General features: G+C 70.7%; 18 protein-coding genes. 8 read left to right on the top strand and 10 right to left on the bottom strand.

The annotated features are described in order from the left end of the window. Window positions 1-143: 143 nt before the first annotated feature. The gene (locus M3195_RS14335) at window positions 144-1,052 is read right to left on the bottom strand and encodes a LysR substrate-binding domain-containing protein (protein ID WP_251588660.1); all 909 of its coding nucleotides are present in this window, start codon (window positions 1,050-1,052) and stop codon (window positions 144-146) included. Between the two features lie 143 nt (window positions 1,053-1,195). Between M3195_RS14335 and M3195_RS14330 the strand changes: the two genes are divergently transcribed. Then, entirely contained in the window at window positions 1,196-4,660 is a 3,465-nt protein-coding gene (locus M3195_RS14330; protein ID WP_251588593.1) for a bifunctional proline dehydrogenase/L-glutamate gamma-semialdehyde dehydrogenase, read from the top strand. 215 nt (window positions 4,661-4,875) lie between these two features. Here the strand turns inward: M3195_RS14330 and M3195_RS14325 are convergent, their stop codons facing one another. The 6 genes from M3195_RS14325 to M3195_RS14300 all read right to left on the bottom strand — a co-directional run bounded on the left by M3195_RS14325 (window position 4,876) and on the right by M3195_RS14300 (window position 11,501). Next, window positions 4,876-5,991 (bottom strand): ABC transporter permease, encoded by a 1,116-nt coding sequence (locus tag M3195_RS14325; protein ID WP_374209328.1) that lies wholly within the window; start codon window positions 5,989-5,991, stop codon window positions 4,876-4,878. Then, complete coding sequence (locus M3195_RS14320; RefSeq protein WP_251588592.1) at window positions 5,988-6,881, bottom strand: ABC transporter ATP-binding protein; 894 nt, start codon at window positions 6,879-6,881, stop codon at window positions 5,988-5,990. The genes M3195_RS14325 and M3195_RS14320 overlap by 4 nt, the downstream gene beginning before the upstream one ends. Before the next feature lie 122 nt (window positions 6,882-7,003). Beyond that, a complete protein-coding gene (locus M3195_RS14315) occupies window positions 7,004-8,206 on the bottom strand; it encodes a hypothetical protein (RefSeq protein ID WP_251588591.1) in 1,203 nt (400 codons plus the stop codon). Window positions 8,207-8,215: 9 nt separating this feature from the next. Next, complete coding sequence (locus tag M3195_RS14310) at window positions 8,216-9,424, bottom strand: benzoate/H(+) symporter BenE family transporter (RefSeq protein ID WP_251588590.1); 1,209 nt, start codon at window positions 9,422-9,424, stop codon at window positions 8,216-8,218. 77 nt (window positions 9,425-9,501) lie between these two features. Next, window positions 9,502-10,209 (bottom strand): response regulator, encoded by a 708-nt coding sequence (locus M3195_RS14305; protein ID WP_251588589.1) that lies wholly within the window; start codon window positions 10,207-10,209, stop codon window positions 9,502-9,504. Next, on the bottom strand, window positions 10,206-11,501 hold the full coding sequence (locus M3195_RS14300) for a sensor histidine kinase (protein ID WP_251588588.1): 1,296 nt from the start codon (window positions 11,499-11,501) through the stop codon (window positions 10,206-10,208). Before M3195_RS14300 ends, M3195_RS14305 begins: the two co-directional genes overlap by 4 nt. Window positions 11,502-11,577: 76 nt before the next feature. On the opposite strand from M3195_RS14300, the gene M3195_RS14295 reads away from it, so the two are divergent. The 5 genes from M3195_RS14295 (at window position 11,578) to M3195_RS14275 (ending at window position 15,399) form a co-directional block, all read left to right on the top strand. Next, window positions 11,578-12,738: an MFS transporter gene (locus M3195_RS14295; RefSeq protein ID WP_251588586.1), complete on the top strand. Its 1,161-nt coding sequence runs from the start codon at window positions 11,578-11,580 to the stop codon at window positions 12,736-12,738. 69 nt (window positions 12,739-12,807) lie between these two features. Further along, window positions 12,808-13,257, top strand: a complete 450-nt coding sequence (locus M3195_RS14290) for a VOC family protein (protein ID WP_251588585.1) — start codon at window positions 12,808-12,810, stop codon at window positions 13,255-13,257. After that, window positions 13,257-13,955 (top strand): winged helix-turn-helix transcriptional regulator, encoded by a 699-nt coding sequence (locus tag M3195_RS14285; RefSeq protein ID WP_251588584.1) that lies wholly within the window; start codon window positions 13,257-13,259, stop codon window positions 13,953-13,955. Before M3195_RS14290 ends, M3195_RS14285 begins: the two co-directional genes overlap by 1 nt. A gap of 33 nt (window positions 13,956-13,988) precedes the next feature. Next, on the top strand, window positions 13,989-14,615 hold the full coding sequence (locus M3195_RS14280) for a dihydrofolate reductase family protein (protein ID WP_251588583.1): 627 nt from the start codon (window positions 13,989-13,991) through the stop codon (window positions 14,613-14,615). Window positions 14,616-14,730: 115 nt separating this feature from the next. Next, complete coding sequence (locus M3195_RS14275; RefSeq protein ID WP_251588582.1) at window positions 14,731-15,399, top strand: YbhB/YbcL family Raf kinase inhibitor-like protein; 669 nt, start codon at window positions 14,731-14,733, stop codon at window positions 15,397-15,399. A gap of 4 nt (window positions 15,400-15,403) precedes the next feature. On the opposite strand, the gene M3195_RS14270 is transcribed toward M3195_RS14275, so the two are convergent. Beyond that, complete coding sequence (locus tag M3195_RS14270; protein ID WP_251588581.1) at window positions 15,404-16,213, bottom strand: Cof-type HAD-IIB family hydrolase; 810 nt, start codon at window positions 16,211-16,213, stop codon at window positions 15,404-15,406. Between the two features lie 13 nt (window positions 16,214-16,226). Next, complete coding sequence (locus M3195_RS14265) at window positions 16,227-17,087, bottom strand: exodeoxyribonuclease III (RefSeq protein WP_251588580.1); 861 nt, start codon at window positions 17,085-17,087, stop codon at window positions 16,227-16,229. 37 nt (window positions 17,088-17,124) lie between these two features. Here M3195_RS14265 and pyrE point away from each other — a divergent pair, with 37 nt between their 5' ends. Together pyrE and M3195_RS14255 are read left to right on the top strand one after the other, a co-directional pair. Then, window positions 17,125-17,685, top strand: a complete 561-nt coding sequence (pyrE, locus tag M3195_RS14260; RefSeq protein WP_251588578.1) for an orotate phosphoribosyltransferase — start codon at window positions 17,125-17,127, stop codon at window positions 17,683-17,685. Further along, window positions 17,682-18,584, top strand: a complete 903-nt coding sequence (locus tag M3195_RS14255) for an ROK family protein (protein ID WP_251588577.1) — start codon at window positions 17,682-17,684, stop codon at window positions 18,582-18,584. The genes pyrE and M3195_RS14255 overlap by 4 nt, the downstream gene beginning before the upstream one ends. Before the next feature lie 25 nt (window positions 18,585-18,609). Here the strand turns inward: M3195_RS14255 and M3195_RS14250 are convergent, their stop codons facing one another. Next, window positions 18,610-19,005: an apolipoprotein A1/A4/E family protein gene (locus M3195_RS14250; RefSeq protein ID WP_251588575.1), complete on the bottom strand. Its 396-nt coding sequence runs from the start codon at window positions 19,003-19,005 to the stop codon at window positions 18,610-18,612. Window positions 19,006-19,197 lie beyond the last annotated feature (192 nt).

Genomic DNA, 19,197 nt, shown 5'->3' with positions numbered 1-19,197 from the left:
AACAGGAGTCGGATCCGGACTCCGTCGTCCGTGTACGAGGGTGCCAACGACTGCATGCGTCCGCATATTCCCGTGACGTTCTGTGACGGCCGAGGATGTCGCACGATGCCTCGGATGCCGCGCAGCCGCGGTATCGGCCCCGGTCAGTCCAGCAGATTGCTGGATGCCGTCGACGCGAGCGCCCGCCGCACCGCGCGGATCGACGGGGAGGCCGCTGAGACCCGCCGCGCCGAGGAGAAGATCTCGCGCCGGGGTTCGTCGGGAAGGGGTGACAGGTCGACGGTCGGTGTCTCGCCCGCCCACACGAGCTCGGGCAGCAGTCCCACCGCGAGCCCGGCTCGGATGAGGCGCACGTGCGCGGTGAGGTCGGCGACCTCGAACCGCACGTCCGGCTCGAAACCCGCGGTGCGGCAGAGCTGTTCGGCCCACGCGCGCGACGCCGTGCCGGCGGGTTCGAGCACCCAGGGCTCGTCACGCGTCGACCACAGTGCCGCGACGGCATCCGCTTCCGACGGGCTGCCCGGCCGTCTGGCGAGCGCGATGGCGTCGTGGGCGAGCGCGACCCGATCGAGGTCGGAGTGCAGGGGGCGCGTGCGGCCGGGGTACTGCTCGGCGAGGATCAGATCGAAGTCCCGGCTCGAGACGCCGACGAGACCGGTCTCGGGGTCGCTCTCGGTGACCTCGACCCGGAGGGACGGGTGCTCGGCACGCAGCGCCGCGAGCGCTCCGGGGAGCAGAGAGTGTGCCGTCGACTGGAACACCGCGAGATGCACGGTCCCCGTGACCTCCGTGAGCGACTCGGCGACCGCGACCTCGGCCTGCTCCAGGCGGTCGAGGATGCCGATGGCCTCCGTCACGAGCACGGTGCCCTGCGGGGTGAACTGGACTCCGCGGCCGACCCGGCGCAGCAGCGCGACGCCCACCTCGCGCTCGAGCGCGGCGAGCTGCTGCGACACCGTCGCCTTGCTGTAGGAGAGGGCGTCGGCGACGGCCGAGAGGGTACCGAGGCGCGACAGCTCCACGAGCATCCGCAGGCGGTTGACGTCCAGCATCCGGTCTCTTCGCGTCATCGGTGATCGTTCAGCCAGGGTGAACGGTCAGCACTCGAATCGGTTGATAGACGTAGCCTACTGCGCCGTCTGAGAATGATCGAGCCGCGCGCACCCGGACGCGCGATCCCCCTGGAAGGTCCCCGATGACTGTCGCCGCCGACACCGCCACCACCCCGAGCACCGAAGAGGTCGCCGCGCTCGTGCAGCGCTGGCTCGCCGAGAGCGAGACTCACCCCGTCGAGCCGGCCGCCCAGCGTCTCTCCGAGGTGCTGAAGGACCCGAACGGCCTCGCCTTCACGGTGGGCTTCGTCGACGGCGTCATGCGCCCCGAAGACCTCGGCGTCGCCGGCCGCACACTGGCCGAGCTCTCCGACATCACCCCGACGCTGCTGCCCGGATACCTGCGCGCCGCGATCAAGGCCGGCGGGTTCTTCGCCCCGAAGCTTCCCGGTGTGGTCGTGCCGATCTCACGCCGCGTGCTGCGGGCCATGGTCGGACACCTCGTGCTCGACGCGACGCCCTCGAAGCTCGGTCCTGCGATCGCGAAGCTGCGCAAGACCGGCAACCGACTGAATCTCAACCTCCTCGGCGAGGCGGTGCTCGGCGAGCGCGAGGCCGGCCGCCGTCTGCAGGGCACCTACGACTTCCTCGCGCGCAAAGACGTCGACTACGTGTCGATCAAGGTCTCGAGTGTCGTCAGCCAGCTGTCGATGTGGTCCTTCGACGAGGCCGTCGCCGACGTCGTCGAGAAGCTGACCCCGCTCTACCGCCTCGCCGCCGACGCGGAGGCCAAGGGTAAGGCGAAGTTCATCAACCTCGACATGGAGGAGTACCGGGACCTCGACCTGACCATCGCGGCGTTCACCAGCATCCTCGACCAGCCGGGTCTCGAAGGCCTCGAGGCCGGCATCGTGCTGCAGGCCTACCTGCCGGACGCGCTCGCCGCGATGCAGCGTCTGCAGGAATGGGCCGCCGTGCGCCGTGCGAAGGGCGGCGCCCCGATCAAGGTGCGCGTCGTCAAGGGCGCGAACCTCGCGATGGAGGAGGTCGACTCGAAGATCCACGACTGGCCGCTCGCCACCTACGGCACCAAGCAGGACTCCGACACCAACTACAAGCGCGTGCTCGACTGGGCCATGACGCCGGAACGACTGAATGCCGTGCGCATCGGCGTCGCGGGCCACAACCTCTTCGACATCGCGTACACCTGGCTGCTCGCGAAGTCCCGCGGCGTGACGGAGGCCGTCGAGTACGAGATGCTGCTCGGCATGGCGACCGGTCAGGCCGAGGCCGTCCGCAAGGACGTCGGCCGCCTGCTGCTCTACACGCCGGTCGTGAATCCGGCGGAGTTCGACGTCGCGATCGCCTACCTCGTGCGCCGCCTCGAAGAGAACGCCAGCCCCGAGAACTTCATGTCGGCCGTGTTCGAGCTCGCCTCGAACCCGCAGCTGCTCACCCGCGAGCGCGAGCGCTTCGAGCGCTCTCTCGCCGCGCTCGTGGCAGACCCGGCGGTGCCGTCGCCGAACCGCGTGCAGAACCGCGCGGCCGAAGAGCGGACGGATGCCGTGACGACGGGCTTCCACAACCAGCCCGACACCGACCCGGCGATCGCCGCGAACCGCGCGTGGGGCCGCGAGATCCTGAAGCGGTCGATCGGCTCGACCCTCGGTCTGGACGCGATCGCCGCCGCGCGCGTCGAGGCAGAGGCGCAGCTCGACGGGGTCTTCGCCACCGTGCAGAGCGCCGCCGAGGAGTGGGCCGCGCGCCCGGCATCCGAGCGCGCCGAGATCCTGCACCGTGCCGGCGACGAGCTCTCCGCCCGTCGTGCTCAACTCATCGAGATCATGGCGCACGAGGCGGGCAAGACCATTGCCGAGGCCGACCCCGAGGTCAGCGAGGCCATCGACTTCGCGCACTACTACGCAGAGCGGGCGCTCGACCTCGAGGACATCACGGGGGCCGAGTTCGTGCCGTCGAAGGTCACGGTCGTGACCCCGCCGTGGAACTTCCCCGTGGCGATCCCCGCAGGCGGCGTACTCGCCGGCCTCGCCTCGGGCTCCGGCGTCATCATCAAGCCGGCCAAGCTCACCCAGCGCTGCGGCGCCGTCATGGTCGAGGCCCTGTGGGCGGCCGGGGTGCCCCGTGAGCTGCTCGCTCTCGTCGACCTGGCGAACCGCGACCTCGGCACACAGCTCGTGGCGAGCCCTGCGGTCGACCGGGTGATCCTCACGGGTGCGTACGAGACGGCGCAGCTGTTCCGCTCGTTCCGCTCCGATCTGCCGCTGCTCGCCGAGACGAGCGGCAAGAACGCGATCATCGTGACCCCGTCGGCCGACCTCGACCTCGCCGCCGCCGACGTCGCCCGCAGCGCTTTCGGGCACGCGGGGCAGAAGTGCTCGGCCGCATCGCTCGCGATCCTCGTCGGGTCGGTCGCCGACTCCGCGCGCTTCGAGCGCCAGCTCGTCGACGCGGTGACTTCGATGCGCGTCGGCCTGCCCGAGGACCCGGCGACACAGATGGGCCCGATCATCGAGCCGGCGAACGGCAAGCTGCTCACCGCGCTCACGACGCTCGACAAGGGTGAGCGGTGGCTCGTCGAGCCGAAGCGGCTCGACGCCGAGGGGCGGCAGTGGACGCCGGGTGTGAAGACCGGCGTCGCGCCCGGGTCGACCACGCATATGACGGAGTTCTTCGGTCCGGTGCTCGGCATCATGCGCGCGAAGGACTTCGACGAGGCCATCCGCCTGCAGAACGCCGTGGACTACGGATTGACCGCCGGCATCCACTCGCTCGACTCGGACGAGGTCGCCACCTGGATCGACCGGGTCGAGGCGGGCAACCTCTACGTGAACCGCGGCATCACCGGGGCGATCGTGCAGCGGCAGCCGTTCGGCGGCTGGAAGCGCTCGGCCGTCGGCGCCGGCGCGAAGGCCGGTGGACCCAACTATCTGTTCGGTCTCGGCGACTGGGCTCCGGCCGAGCTGCCCGCCGCCGCTCCGGGCGCGGCCACCGCGCCCGTGGTCGAGTCGGTGCTGAGCGCCGCCGCGGCCGATCTCGACGCGGTCGAGATCGAGTGGCTGCACCGCGCAGCCGCCTCCGACGAGCGCGCCTGGACCTCCGAGTTCGGCGTCACCTCCGACAAGTCCGGTCTCGGTGTCGAGCGCAACGTGTTCCGGTACCGTCCGGTCGAGGTCGACGTGCGCATCGCCGAAGGTGCGACGCTCGCCGACGGCATCCGGGTGATCGCCGCCGCCCTGCGCAGCGGCAGCCCGTTCACGGTGTCGGCCGCTGCACTGCCCTCCCGCGTGGAGAAGGCGCTCCGCGCTGCCGGTGTGACCGTGTCGAGCGACAAGGACGCGGCATGGGTGAAGCGCTACGCCAAGGCCGCCGCCAAGTCCGAGCACAGCTGGCGTCGCGTGCGTCTCGTCGGCGGCGACGCCGCGGCGCTGTTCGAGGCTCTGGGCGGAACCCCTGACATGGCCGTGTGGTCGCACGCCGTGACCGGCGCCGGCCGGGTCGAGATGCTGCCGTTCCTGCACGAGCAGGCCGTGTCGATCACGAACCACCGCTTCGGCAACCCGACGACGCTCTCCGAGGGCGTGCTCTGACGCCCACCCCCTGACACCCCCCTGACGCCGCGCTCTTCTCCCGCCGAGACCCACCGGGAGCGCCGAGACCCACCACCGCAGACGTCGGGGGTGGTGGGTCTCGACGGGGGTGGTGGGCTTCGGCGCAGGGGATCTCGGCGCGGGGTAGGTCTCGGCGCGGGGAAGGTCTCGGCAAATGGGCAGGGGCGTCGACGCAGCAGCGCAGGAGCGGATGCTCAGCCGCGCAGCGCTTCGCCCAGCTTGACCCGGGTGCCCATGCGCAGCAGCGAGTTCTCGTAGATCTTCGCGCCGACGGCGATCGCCGCCACGCAGCTCGCGAGCAGGATCACGAGGCTCAGCAGGGGCTCCCACCACTGCGCCTCCCCGACGAACAGGCGCATCGGCATGCCTACGGGCGCCGAGAACGGCACGTACGACATGATCGTGAGCACCAACGGGTTGTCGTTGAACACGATCACCAGCACGTACGGCGCCATGATGAGCATCGTGATCGGGGTCGTCGTCGATCCGATGTCCTCCTGACGCGACACCATCGAGGCCGCAGCGGCGAACATCGATGCGAGCAGGATGAACCCGAAGAGGAAGAACACCGCGAACCAGATGATCGGGGCCCCGAGCGTCGCGAGCACCTCGCTCTGACCCGTGGCCGTGAGCCCTATCGTGGCGATCGCCGCGAGCGCGAGGATCTGCCCCATCGCGAGGATCGTGTTGCCGATGACCTTGCCGGCGAGCAGGGTGCGCGACGAGATCGTCGACAGCAGGATCTCGACCACGCGGGTCTGCTTCTCTTCCACCACGCTCTGCGCGATCGTGCCGCCGAACGTCGCCGCTGCGCCCATGAACACGATACCGAACGCGATGGCGATGAAGTACCGCAGCAGCGGGTTCGTGGTCGCCGGCTCGAGGATCTGCACCTCGGGCGCCTGCGACAGCGCCGACACGAGTCCGCTCGGGGCGTCCTTGAGGGCGATCACGGTGAGTCCGGTCGCGCCCTCGCCGGGAACGACCGCCGCGTCGACCTTCTCGGAGCGGAGCAGCTCCTCGGCGGCTGCGGTGTCGGCGACCTCGGTGGCCTCGACGTTCGGCAGGGCCGACACGACGGATGCCGTCTCGGACGTCACGGCGACGGGCATGGACTCCGCGGCGGCGTTCTTGCTCGCGAAGCCGCCGATCACGATGCCGGCGAGCGCGATGAGCAGCAGCACGCCGGTGGAGATCAGGAAGGCCTTGCTCCGCAGTTTCGAGCCGATCTCGCGTTCGGCGACGAGCCAGATCATCGAGGCCTGGGTGCTCGACCGGGCGGGGCGGCGGAAGGGGGCTGGCGTGCTCACTGGATGACCTCCTTGAAGATCTGGGCGAGGGAGGGATGCTTCGGCGCGAAGCTCGCGACGTCGCCGCGCTCGACGGCGGTGCGCAGCACGCGCTGCGCGGTCTCGGGGCCGTCGGCGTCGAACAGGGCGTAGCCGCCCTCGAAGTCGACGACGGTGACGCCCGGTTCGGCGCGCAGCCACCCGGCATCCCCGGAGGAGACGAGCTCGTAGCGGTTGCCGGCGTGCTCGGTCCGCAGGCCGTCGCGGGAGCCCGCCGCACGGATCTGCCCGCCCGCGAGGATCACGAGGTCGTCGCACAGCCGCTCGACCACGTCGAGCTGGTGCGACGAGAACAGGATCGACGCTCCCTTGGCCGCGGACGACTGCAGCACCGACGCGACGACGTCGACGGCGAGCGGGTCGAGTCCCGAGAACGGCTCGTCGAGGATCAGGACCTCGGGGTCGTGCACGAGGGCGGCGGCGATCTGCGCGCGCTGCTGGTTGCCGAGCGACAGCGACTCGATGGTGTCGTTCAGGCGCTCCTCGAGTCCCAGTTCGGTGAGCAGCGCGGTCGCGCGGGCCGTGGCATCCGGCTTGCTGAAGCCGTGCAGCCGGGCGAGGTACACGATCTGCTCCAGCACCTTCATCTTGGGGTAGAGCCCTCGTTCCTCCGGCATGTAGCCGAAGCGGCTGCGCTGGTCCCCGGTGAGCGACTGTCCGTCGAGGGCCACGGTGCCTCCGTCGGCGGAGAGCAGCCCGAGGACGATCCGCATGGTGGTGGTCTTGCCTGCGCCGTTGCCGCCGACGAAACCCGTCAGGCGGCCGGGGGCCACCTCGAACGAGACGTCGTCGAGCACGCGCCGAGAGCCGTAGCTCTTGGTGATGCCGGTGAGTGCGAGCTGTCCTGTCATGCCTTCACGCTAGGGCGGGGGTGTGGGACGCGGCATCCCCCGTGCGGCGGATCGTCGTGGGGAGCCGGCGGCGCCGGTCCACCGCGCGGCGGACGCCATCCTCCACCCGAGAAGCGGCGCGCTCACCGCGAGGTCAGCATCACGAGGATGCCGAGGGCGAACGGCGCCGTCGTGACGAGGAACACCGCGCCGAGCACGATGCCCACGACGATCCACGGGCTGCGCCGCCGCAGGCGCCGGCCGGGCGGTGCGACGCCGACCGGCGGAGGGGTGAGCACGATCGCCGGAGCGGTGAACGGGAGGGCGGGTGCGCCGGGAACCTGCGAAGACGGCATGACCGACCCCGCCGACCCTGCCGGCCCTGCCGGCGCCGCCTGCCCGCGCAGCCGCTCGTCGCGCCAGCGAGCCCACTGATCCAGCTTCACGAGCAGCGCGCCGACAGCTCCGAACAGCCACGCCCAGGTGGCGGGATCGAGCGTCGACGCCTCGCGCTTCGTGTAGAGGAAGAGCCAGTCGTCGACGATCTCGACGTCGAGCTCGGCCGCATGGTCGACGAAGCGCGCCATCACGTCGGGGGTGAACAGATAGAGCGCGTCGACCTCATACCCCTCGGGGCAGTACAGCGAGAAGTAGCGGTCGAAGTCGCCCTCGAGCGAGAGTCGCTGGTCGCGGCGGAACGCCCCCGCGAGGCTGCTGCCGAGGGTGTTGTTGCCCAGGGCGTCGAGCAGGATGTTCGGCAGCGGCACGTCGAGCTTCACCGCGACGTACCCCCACCGATGCGTCTGGCTCTGCTTGCCGTTGCTCGTCGTGTACTGGTAATTGCCGAACTCGACGAACCGGGGCGCGGTGCCGCGTAGGACGTCGGTCGACATCCGGCCCGACCCGGCTTGGAAGATCAGCCCGGGCAGCGGCGGTGCGTCGATCCGGTCGAGGTAGGTCATCGCGTTCGCGGCGGCGAAGCGAGACAGCCGGAAGCGGGTGAGCGTGCGCTGCCGGTTCGCGCGCCGCACGAGCGCGATCACGCCGACGATGAGACCGCCGAACAGGAGCAGACCGACGAGACCGCCGAGCAGCACGCCGCCGTCCCTGCCGATCGCGTACCCGATCCCCAGCAGCAGCACGCCGGCCACCGGCACGATCAGCAGCAGCGCCATGATCACGAACACCCACGTGACGATCTGTCCGGCGGTCGTCGGATTCGCCCGTCGGTGCGCGCGGGCGAACGCGTCGATCTCTGCGGGGTTCACCGGCTCCGTCAGGGCCCGGGCGTCGAAGAACCCGGCCGGGGTGCGCGGCGACGGGGCGGCGGGCGGCGGAAGGGTCACGCGTCCACGCTAACCTGCCGGGCCGCGGCGCCCGATGTGCAGCGCTCCGCGCACGAGGAGTCCGGCGACGAGCGCCCAGAACGCCGCGCTCACCCCGAGTACGGCGATACCGGATGCCGCGACGAGGAACGTGACCACGGCGGGGATGCGCTCGCCGGGATCGTCGATGGCCTGTTGCACCGAAGAGCCGAACGCCCCGAAGAGGGCGAGCCCGGCGACGGCGGGGATCACGGCATCCGGCGCGAGGAGCACGAGCGCGGCGAACGCCGCCGAGAACGCGCCGAGCACGAGGTACGACGCGCCCGTCGACACCCCGGCGATCCATCGGCGCCCGCGATCGGGGTCGGCCTCGGGAGATGCCGCGAGCGCAGCGCTGATCGCGGCGAGGTTGATCGCGTGTCCGCCCGCGGCAGCGGCCGCCGCGGTGCCGACGCCGGTCACGAGCATGGCCGGCCGCCATGGCACCTCGTAGCCGAAGCTGCGCATGATCGCGACGCCGGGCACGTTCTGCGAGGCCATCGTGACGATGAACAGCGGCAGCGCGATGCCGACCAGGGCGCCCACCGTGAAGACGGGAGCGGTGAGCTCGACGCGAGGGAGCAGCAGGCCGGCATCCACGGGCGCACCGGACTGCACGAGCGAGATGGCCACGACGACGGCCGCGGCGACGAAGGCGAGCGGCACGGCCCACCGGGGGGCGAGACGGGCGAAGACGAGCCAGGTCACCACGACCGGGATGACTCCCCAGGGATCGGCGACGAGTCCGGTGATGGGCGCGAGACACAGCGGCAGCAGTACGCCGGCGAGCATGGCCTGGGCGATGGACGGCGGGATCCGGGCGATCAGCGCACCGAGCGCCGGCCAGAGCGCCGTGAGCAGGATGAGCGCCGCGGCGACGAGGAACGCGCCGACCGCCGCGGGCCAGCCGCCCTCGACGGCGCCGGTCGCCGCGAGGAGTGCTGCGCCGGGCGTCGACCAGGCGGCGGTGATCGGCATGCGGTAGCGCCAGGCAAGCACGATGCACGCGAGGCCCATCGTGAGGCAGAGGGCGAGCAATCCGCTCGCCGCCTCGGCGGGGGATGCGCCGACTGCGGCGAGCCCGGTGAGCACGACCGCGAAGGAGCTCGTGAAGCCGACGAGCGCCGTGACGATTCCGGCGAGGACCGGTCGGGCCAGGGTGGACCCGGGCTGGTCGGATCGAGGCGGGCGGGCGAGCACACTCCGAGAGTAGCGGGATGCCGCGAGGCGCCCCGAGCACCTCGGGTCGGACCGGGCGCACAGGCGCGCCGGGCGCGTCAGGCGAGCCCGAGGCGGTAGGCGAGGACGACCGCCTGCACGCGGTCCCTGGCGCCGAGCTTCTGCAGGATGCGCGAGACGTGCGTCTTCACGGTCGCCTCGCCGATGAACAGCGCGCTCGCGATCTCGGAGTTGGTGCGGGCGTCGGCGAGCAGCGAGAGGACCTCCGCCTCCCGGTCGGTGAGCGGCTCGCTGAGAGCAGGTGCCGCTGTGGCCGGCGCCGAGGACGCGGGGCGCAGACCGGCGGCGTCGACGGACCGCGGGGAGTCGGATGCCGTGGCGAACCGTGCGAGTACGCGCCTCGTCACCTCCGGCGCGAGCATGCCGTCTCCGGCGGCCAATGCCCGGACCGCGGCGATGAGATCCTCCGCTCCGGCGTTCTTGAGCAGGAAGCCGCTCGCCCCGGCATCCAGCGCCTGATACAGGTAGTCGTCGCGATCGAAGGTGGTGATGATCGCGATGGCGGCCGCGATGGTCGGGTCGGCGACGATGCGGCGGGTCGCCTCGATGCCGTCCATGTCGGGCATCTGCACGTCCATCGTGATGACGTCGGGCCGCAGCGCCCTGACCTGCGCGATCGCGTCGGCGCCGGTCGACGCCTCGCCCACCACCGTGATGTCGGGCTGGCTGTCGAGGATGGTGCGGAAGCCGGCGCGCAGCATCGCGTGGTCATCGACGAGCAGCACGCGGGTCTGATCCGAGGTCATGTCTGAGCGTCCTTCCGATCGATGGCGGCGGCCTGATCGAGGTTCGCGACCGGGCCGTCGAGCGGCACCCGCGCCCGCACGCGCAGGCCGCCGGTGCTGCGCGGCGCGACCTCGAGGGTGCCGCCCGATGCGGCGGCGCGCTCCCGCATCCCGAGCTGGCCGAGTCCGGGGCGGAGGGCGGCGACCGCCCGCCCGGTGTTGACGACCTCGACCTCGACGGCGTCCGCGTCGTAGCGGACCCTGACGTCGGCGGTGGCGCCGACGCCCGCGTGCCGGCGGGCGTTCGTCAGCGACTCCTGCGCGATGCGATAGAGGTTCACGGCGACGACCGACGGCACCGCGACCGGGTCGCCGATCACGGCGTAGTCGGTGCGCAGCCCGGCCTCTGACGACGCCCGGGCAAGGTCGGCGATGTCGTCGAGCGTGACGGTCGACGCCGGCTCGGCGCTGTCGCCTCCGGGGGTGCGCAGGGTCTCGAGCAGCTGCCGCAGCTCATGGATCGCATCGCGCGCCGACCCCTCGATGCCGGACAGGATGCCGCGCGCCTTCTCCGGATCCTGGTCGATCACGAGCCGCGCGGCGCCGGCCTGCACGCCCATCACCGACACGTGGTGGGCGACGACGTCGTGCAGCTCGCGCGCGATGCGCACCCGGTCGAGCGCCACGGCCTGCGCGGCGGTGACCTCGCGCTCGCGTTCGAGTTCGGCCGTGCGCAGCTCGAGGATCTCGCGGGCCTGCGCGGCGTTCCACGAGCGGTCCCCGAAGTAGTAGGCGCCGCCGAAGTAGAGCACGTTGAGCAGCACCTGGATGAGCATGAAGGCGACGTACGGAGACATCAGACCGGCGGCGACCTCGGCCTCATCGGCCTGCGCGATCGCCTCGCGGTACATCGTGATGAGCAACCAGACGAACATGCCGACGATGATCGCGACGCGCACGATCATCGCCGCCCTGCGCTCGTTCATCCACGCGCCGACCGTGTACAGCGCCACGAACATGGCGATGTTGCCGACGTAGATCTCGGGTACCTGCAGGGAGACCGCGGTGAAGTAGGCCACGCACACGACCACGGCCACGGGAGCCGGGAAACGCCGACGGAAAGCGAGTGGCACGGTGATGACCGCCGCGTACACGAGGGCGGTCCACGGCTCGGCGCGGGTGTCGCCGTAGATCTCGGAGATCGTCGACAGTGCCCCGCTGAGGACGGCGCCGACGAACATGATCGCGGCGAGCACGAGATCGGCGCGCTGTTCGCGGGCGCTCGGCGTGCGTGTGAACGTCGCGGCGGGCATCCTCCCACCGTACGGGCGGACGGATGCCGCGGCATCCCCCGCACGACGGATCCCGTCCGGCCTGCGACAATCGAGCGTGACCTCCGCGCCGCGCCTCGCTCCCCTGTACCTCGCGGGTTTCACCACGGCCTTCGGCGCGCACGGCATCGCCGCCGCACTCGGCGCGGAGACCGACGACATCGGGTGGACGCTCCTGGCCTTCGGGTTCACGCTTGCGCTGTACGACCTGGCCGAGGTACTGCTCAAGCCGCTGTTCGGTGCGCTGAGCGATCGCGTCGGCGTTCGGCCCGTGATCATCGGCGGTCTGCTCGCCTTCGCGGCGTTCTCGGTGGTGGGCGCTGTGGTGCCGGGGATGGTCGGGCTGGTGATCGGGCGCTTCGGACAGGGCGCGGCGGCCTCGGCCTTCTCGCCCTCGTCGTCCGCGGCTGTCGCGCGGCTGACCGACGACGCCACGCGCGGAAAGCACTTCGGCCGCTACGGCTCATGGAAGAGCCTGGGCTACGCCCTCGGTCCGCTGCTCGGAGCCGTGCTCGTCGTGTGGGGCGGGCTCCCCGCGCTGTTCTGGGCGCTCGCCGCGCTGGGTCTCGGCGCCGCGGCGTGGGTCGCCGTCTCCGTGCCGCACGTTCCCGTGCTGCCCCGCAAGCGCGTGACGCTCCTCGACCTCGGACGCGAGCTCGTCGCTCCCGGTTTCCTCGTGCCGACCCTTGTGCTGGCGGCGACCACCGGGGCGCTCGCCGTGGCGGTCGGGTTCCTGCCGCTGCTCGGTCGGCAGGCCGGGCTCGACACCGTGTGGAGCATGGCGATCGTCACGGTGCTGGCTGTCGCGTCGAGCGTGGCACAGCCCCTGGTGGGCTCGGCGCACGACCGAGGCCGGATCTCGGTGCGCGGCGGCACCGTCGGCGGGCTGCTGCTCATCGCGGTCGGCATCGCGCTGTCGGCGATCACACATCATCCCGCCGCGCTGATCGCGACGGCCCTGCTCGTCGGACTCGGGGTGGGGACGGCGACGCCCGTCGCGTTCTCGCACCTCGCCGCCTCCACCCCGCCCGAGCGCATGGGGCGCACGATGGGCAGCGCGGAGCTGGGTCGCGAGCTCGGTGACGCGGGCGGCCCGTTGGTCGCGGGAGCCGTGGCGACGGCATCCGTTCACGGAGTCGGGCTCGGCGTGGTGGCCGTTCTCACGGCCGGCGCCGGTGTGCTGGCGGCCGTGGGGACGCGACGCTCTCGCGACAGCTGAGTTGCTCTTGACAACCATGCTTGCTTTTTGCAAGCATCGAGCATCATCACCCACGACAAAGGAGTCATCGTGACCAGTGTCTTCGTCAACCTGCCCACCACCGACCTCGAGCGTGCCAAGGCGTTCTACACGGCTCTCGGCTGCGAGATCAACCCGAACTTCACCGACGAGAACGCCGCGTGCGTCGTCTGGTCGAAGGACATCTACTTCATGGTCTTGAAGCGCGAGTTCTTCCAGACCTTCACCGACAAGCCGATCGCCGACCCGAACGAGGTCGTGCAGGTCTCGGTCTCGTTCAGCCGCGACTCGCGCGACGAGGTCGACGCCATCCTCGAGAAGGGTCTCGCCGCCGGCGGCGTCGAGCCGCGGCCCGCCCAGGACTACGGCTTCATGTACTCGCGCGACCTCGACGACCCCGACGGCAACTCGCTCGGCTTCCTCTACATGACCCCGGAGGCCGCCGAGAACGGCCCCGACCACGTGGCCGATCACGCCGCGGAGCAGAACGCCGCATCCTGATGGCGGCGCGCAGCTACGGCCAGTACTGCGGGGTCACGACGGCCGTCGAGCTGATCGGCGAGCGGTGGGCGCTGCTCATCGTCCGCGACCTGCTCGTCGGACCCCGTCGGTACACCGACCTCAAGCAGGGCCTGCCGCGCATTCCCACCAACATCCTGTCCTCCCGGCTCACGGAACTGCAGGACGGCGGCGTCGTACGCCGCATCCCGCTGCGGCGCGGTCTCGCCTACGAGCTCACCCCGTACGGGCAGGCGCTCGAGTCCGTCGTCCTCGCGCTTGGGCGTTGGGGCTTCCAGACGATGGGAGATCCGGGGGAAGGCGACGTCATCACGCCCGACTCGCTCACCATGGCCCTGCGCACGGCGTTCCAGGCGGATGCCGCGGACGACGCCGAGTACGAGCTGCACGTCGGGGAGGTCGCGCTCCGCGCTTCGGTGCGCGGCGGTGATCTCGTCGTCGCGCAGATCGCGCCACCTGCTCCGCCCGGGCCACCCGTCGACGGACGTCAGCCGGAGGGAGAACCGGATGCCGTGATCGTCGCCGGCCCCGGCATCCGTCGCGTGATCGCCGGCGAGATCACGCCGGATGAAGCGATCGCGCAGGACGTGCTCGCCGTCGTACGCGGCGACGTCTCGAACCTCGAGTCGTTCGCGCGCACGTTCCACATCGCGCCGCTCGGCGCAGCCCTCACCGTATAGTTCCGCTCTTCCCTCGTGCAAAGGAGCACCATCATGACCGGACGCATTCTCATCGACCTCTTCTCGACTCTCGACGGCGTGGCCCAGGGCCCGGGCGGCGTGGGGGAGGACACGTCGGGCGGCTTCGCCTTCAGCGGCTGGCAGGCCGGCTACCCGGCGTCGGGAATGGGCGTCGAGGTCGCGAAGGGCATGGCGGGCTTGGACGCCCTGCTGCTCGGTCGCCGCACGTACGACATCTTCGCCGCGTACTGGCCGCAGCACACCGACGGCCCCTCCGGCGAGATCGGGCGACTGTTCGACCGCGTCCCGAAGTACGTCGCGACCCGTGACGCCGACCTCCCACTGGAGTGGCAGGGCAGCTCCCGGGTCGGATCCGACCTGGCGAGCGAGATCGCCGAGCTGCGCGCCCGCCACCACGAGGTGCACGTGATCGGCAGCATCGACTTCGTGCACACCCTCCTCGCGGAGGGGCTGTTCGACCAGCTCAACCTCTGGGTGTACCCGATCCTGCTCGGGGCCGGCAAGAAGGTGTTCCGCGACGACGCCCTGCCCTCGGTGCTCGAGCTGCTCGAGCCCCCGGTCACGGATGCCGAGGGCGTGACGCTCCTCCGCTACGGTCGCACCGACCGGACGCCAGCGGTCGACACGTTCGAGGACTGAATCGCGAACCGAAACGTCCTATATCGGTATATGGAAGAGCCGCGGTGCGATGACGGGTTGTCTCGATCGTCCCCGGAAGACACTCTCCGGGATCACTCGATCAAGGAGCTCTCCCATGGCATTCACTTCCATCCCCACGACGCGCGTCGTGCCCCGGTTCGCAGCGACGCTCAGCGTCGCGGGTCTCCTCCTCCTGGGCGGCTGTGCGGCGCCGGGTGCTGTCACGCCGCCCGCGGATCGTCCCAGCGAGTCGGCGGCGACGGATGCGTCGGCCGTCCCGGTCCCGTCGTTCGAGCTGACGAGCGAAACGGTCGACGAGGGCGAAGAACTGGCGCTGCCGCAGCGGTCGGGTCTCTTCGGCGTGCCGGGCGGCGGGGACGTGTCGCCTCAGCTCAGCTGGGCGGGGTTCCCGGAGGAGACCGACAGCTTCATCGTCAGCGTGTACGACCCCGATGCTCCGACCGGCTCAGGATTCTGGCACTGGACCGTCGCGAACATTCCCGCCCACGTGACGTCGTTGCCCGAGAACGCGGGCACCGAGGATGGCGCCGGTCTCCCCGCCGGAGCGGTGCAGGTTCCCAACGATTCCGGCCTCGCCCGGTTCATCGGTGCGGCCCCGCCGAGCGGCACCCACGAGTACCGGATCACGGTCACCGCCGTGGATGTGCCGGAGTTCCCCGCGGACCAGCGTGTGACGTCGCCGCTGCTGCAGTTCTTCGCGTCGAGTGTGACGCTCGCCCGCGCCACGATGACGGTCACGGCGACGGCGGGCGCAGAGGAGTAGAACCTCAGGGTGACGAGAGCATCCGCTCGATCACCCGGGCGACGCCGTCGTGGTCGTTCGAGGCGGTCGTCTCGTCGGCGACATCCTTCACAGCATCCTGGGCGTTCGCCATCGCGACGCCGTGACCGGCCCAGCGCAGCATCTCGACGTCGTTCAGCGCATCGCCGAAAGCCACGACATCGGCGCGGTCGATCGCGAGGTGCTCGCAGAGCCGCGCGAGTCCCGTCGCCTTGGTGACGCCCTCGGCCATGACCTCGACGAACGGGGCGCCGGACAGCGTGACCTCGAAGCCGGACAGTCCGAGGCCCCGCAGGGCATCGAAGACGGCAGCGGGAGCGAGTTCCGGATGCCGGATCACGAGTTTCAGGCTCGGAGCGTCGAGCACCTCGGCGAGGTCGACGCCCCCCATCGTCGACGGGTCGCGCTTGTGATCCGACAGGTCGGCGATCGCTGCGTAGCCGTGCTGCGCCACGAACGACTCCCCGCCCTCGCGTACGCTCGCGAACAGCAGATCGGGGATGCTGTCGCCCAGCGCCTGAGCCAGCGTCCGGATCGTCTCGGCCGGCAGCTCCTCGGCGAACAGCATCCCGCCCTCGGTGAGGTGCGTCGCATACGCCCCGTTGCTGCACAGCGCCCAGCCGTCGAAGCCGGCGCCGGACGCGATCGCCCGCAGACCGATGGGCTGCCGGGCGGTCACAGGGACGACGTGGATACCGCGCTCCCGCGCCGCATCGAGAGCCGCCCTCGTGCGTGCGCTCACCTCCGAGGCGGACGTGAGCAGCGTGCCGTCGAGATCGGTCGCGATGAGGCGCACGGTCACACGATCGTCAGGAGAAGATCATCGGGAGGTCGTCGTCGTCGTGAGCGGCTCCCGTTCCGAGACGGCCGCCGTCGAGCTCGACGACGACGGGCACGTGGTCGCTGGGCTGCTCGCCCTTGCGCTCCTCTCGGTGGATCGCCGCGCCGGTGACCGCATCGGCCAGCGTCTTCGAGCCGAGGATGAAGTCGATGCGAATGCCCTCGTTGCGGGGGAATTTGAGGCGCTGGTAGTCCCAGTACGTGTACCCCTCGGGCAGCAGCGGCCGAACGACGTCGCTCACACCGGCGTCGGCGAGAGCCAAGAACGCCGCGCGCTCAGGCGGGGAGACATGCGTGGAGACGCCCTCGACGATGTCGGGGTCGCCGTTGTCCTCGGCGAACGGGATGATGTTGAAGTCGCCGACCAGCGCGAGCGGCAGATCGGGGTTCGCGGCGAGTTCGGCGGCCGTCGACTTCTTGAGCTCCTCGAGCCAGTGCAGCTTGTAGGCGTAGTGCGGATCTCCGAGCGCACGGCCGTTGGGCACGTACAGGCTCCACACGCGTACGCCGTCGACGAGCACGCCGAGCGCTCGGGCCTCGAGCGGAGCATCCGGTCCCTCGTGCCCCTTAGCGAAGCCCGGCATCCCGTCGAAGGAGGTGCGCACGTCCGTGATCGGCAGGCGACTGGCGATCGCGACGCCGTTCCACTGATTGAGTCCGTGTACCTCGACGTGATACCCGGCCTCTTCGAACGGGCCGTAGGGGAACTGCTCCGGCTTGCACTTGATCTCCTGCATCGCCAGCACGTCGATGTCTTCTCTGACGGCGAACTCGACGGTGCGGGTGACGCGGGTGCGGATGGAGTTGACGTTCCAGGTGGCCAAGCGCATGCGTCAAGCCTAGGGCGTGCCTCCTACACTGGATGCCGTGACCGCACTCGACGCAGACCGCCAGACACTCCTCGATCTCATCACCGACGAGGCGGTGTTCCACGGCGATTTCACCCTCTCCAGCGGCAAGAAGGCGACGTACTACGTCGACATGCGCAAGCTCACGCTCGACCACCGCGCCGCGCCGGCCATCGGACGGATCATGCTCGACCTCGTCGCCGATCTCGACGTCGCAGCCGTCGGCGGGCTGACCCTTGGTGCCGATCCGATCGCGAACTCGGTGCTGCACGCCTCTGTCACGACGGATCGTCCCCTCGACGCCTTCGTCGTGCGCAAGGAGCCGAAGGACCACGGCCGAGGCCGTCAGATCGAGGGTGCCGACGTGAAGGGCAAGCGCGTCGTCGTGCTCGAAGACACGTCCACGACCGGGCAGTCCGCGCTCAAGGCGGTCGAAGCCCTTCGCAAGGCGGGCGCCGAGGTCGTCGCTGTCGCCGTGATCGTCGACCGCAAGACCGGTGCACAGGCAGCCATCGAAGCCGAGGGGCTCGAATGGCGAGCCGCCTTCGACCTCGACGACCTCGGGCTCGACCCCCAGTGACCCGCTACGCGCTCGCCGTCGACATCGGCGGCACGAAGATGGAGGCCGCCCTCGTCCGCGAGGACGGCACCCTCGTCGACGGCAGCCGCAGCCGCCAGCCCACCGGTCGTGAAGCGACCTTCGCCTCGCTCGACCTCGCGGTCGCCGCGGTCGTCTCGCACGCCCTCGCGCCGCTGCCGGCGGATGCCGAGCTCGTCGGCGCCGGTGTCGGCAGCGCCGGACCCATCGACCGCGCCGCCGGCGCGATCCTGCCCGTTAACATGCCGCTCGCGCGTGGCTACGGCCTCGCGGCATCCGTGCACACTGCGGCATCCGCGATCCGCGGAGTCGACGTGCGAACGGTGCTCGGCCACGACGGGGGCGCCCTCGCGCTCGCGGAGTCGTGGCTCGGGGCGACACAGGGTGCCGGAGCGTCGCTGTCGATCGTCGTGTCGACGGGTGTCGGCGGCGGTTTCGTCGTGGGCGGCGCATACATCCCGGGGGCGACCGGCAACGCCGGGCACCTCGGCCAGGTTCGCCGCGAGGGCGGGCTCACGCTCGAGGAGATCGCCTCCGGACCGGCCAGTGCCGCGTGGGCGCAGCAGCAGGGCTGGACGGGGTCGACCGGCGAGGATCTCGCCAAGGATGCTGCGGCGGGTGTCGCGGTCGCTCGGGCGGCGATCGAACGGTCGGCCACGGCCGTCGGGCAGGCGCTGGCCGACGCGGCCACCCTGGTCGACCTCGATGTCGTCGCGATCGGCGGCGGGTTCTCCCGAGTGTCGGCCGACTACATCGATCTGGTGCAGGCGGCTCTGACAGCGAGCGCCGCGCACGAGTACTCCCGTCGCACCCGCGTGGTGCGGTCGGGGCTGGGCGACGAGGGGCCGCTGATCGGAGCCGCCGCGCTCGTGCTGCGCTGACGCACTCGCGCACTCGGAGCGCCGGTCAGCGGGTGCGGGTGAGCAGGCGCGGCACCGGACCTTCGAGGCGGGCGACGGCGACCTTCACCTCTGTGGTCTCGTGTCCCACCGCGTCGATCCGGTCGGTGAGACTTCTCTCGACCTCGTCGATCCGCGCGCTGAGCTTGCGCTCGACGTCGTCGATCCGGTCATTGAGTTTGCGCTCGACCTCGTCGATCCGCGCGCTGAGCTTGCGCTCGACCTCGTCGATCCGCGCGCTGAGCTTGCGCTCGACCTCGTCGATCCGGTCGTTGAGCCTCCGTTCGACCGCATCCGTCCGACGCACGCACCAGGCGAAGCCGATGAACATGCTCGTGCCAAGTGTCACCACGATGCCGACCGCGCTGAGCACGACCGCGATGATCTCTGCGGACACGAACATGCTCCTATTCTGACGAGGCTCTGACGGGTTTCGCAGAATGCTAGCTGGCACCCGCCGACCGCCGGTGCGGCCCCATGGCTCACCTGACCGAGCAGGGGAGGAACCCATGATGAGCCAGGCATGTGCAGGAGAGGCCGTGACGTTCCGTCTACATCCTTAACAAATTCCGCGTAGGCTCGGATCAACCAATGC

It is taken from the genome of Microbacterium hydrocarbonoxydans, from assembly GCF_023715885.1.
Taxonomy (GTDB): domain Bacteria; phylum Actinomycetota; class Actinomycetes; order Actinomycetales; family Microbacteriaceae; genus Microbacterium; species Microbacterium hydrocarbonoxydans_C.
This window is presented reverse-complemented; position numbering and strand designations above follow the sequence as displayed.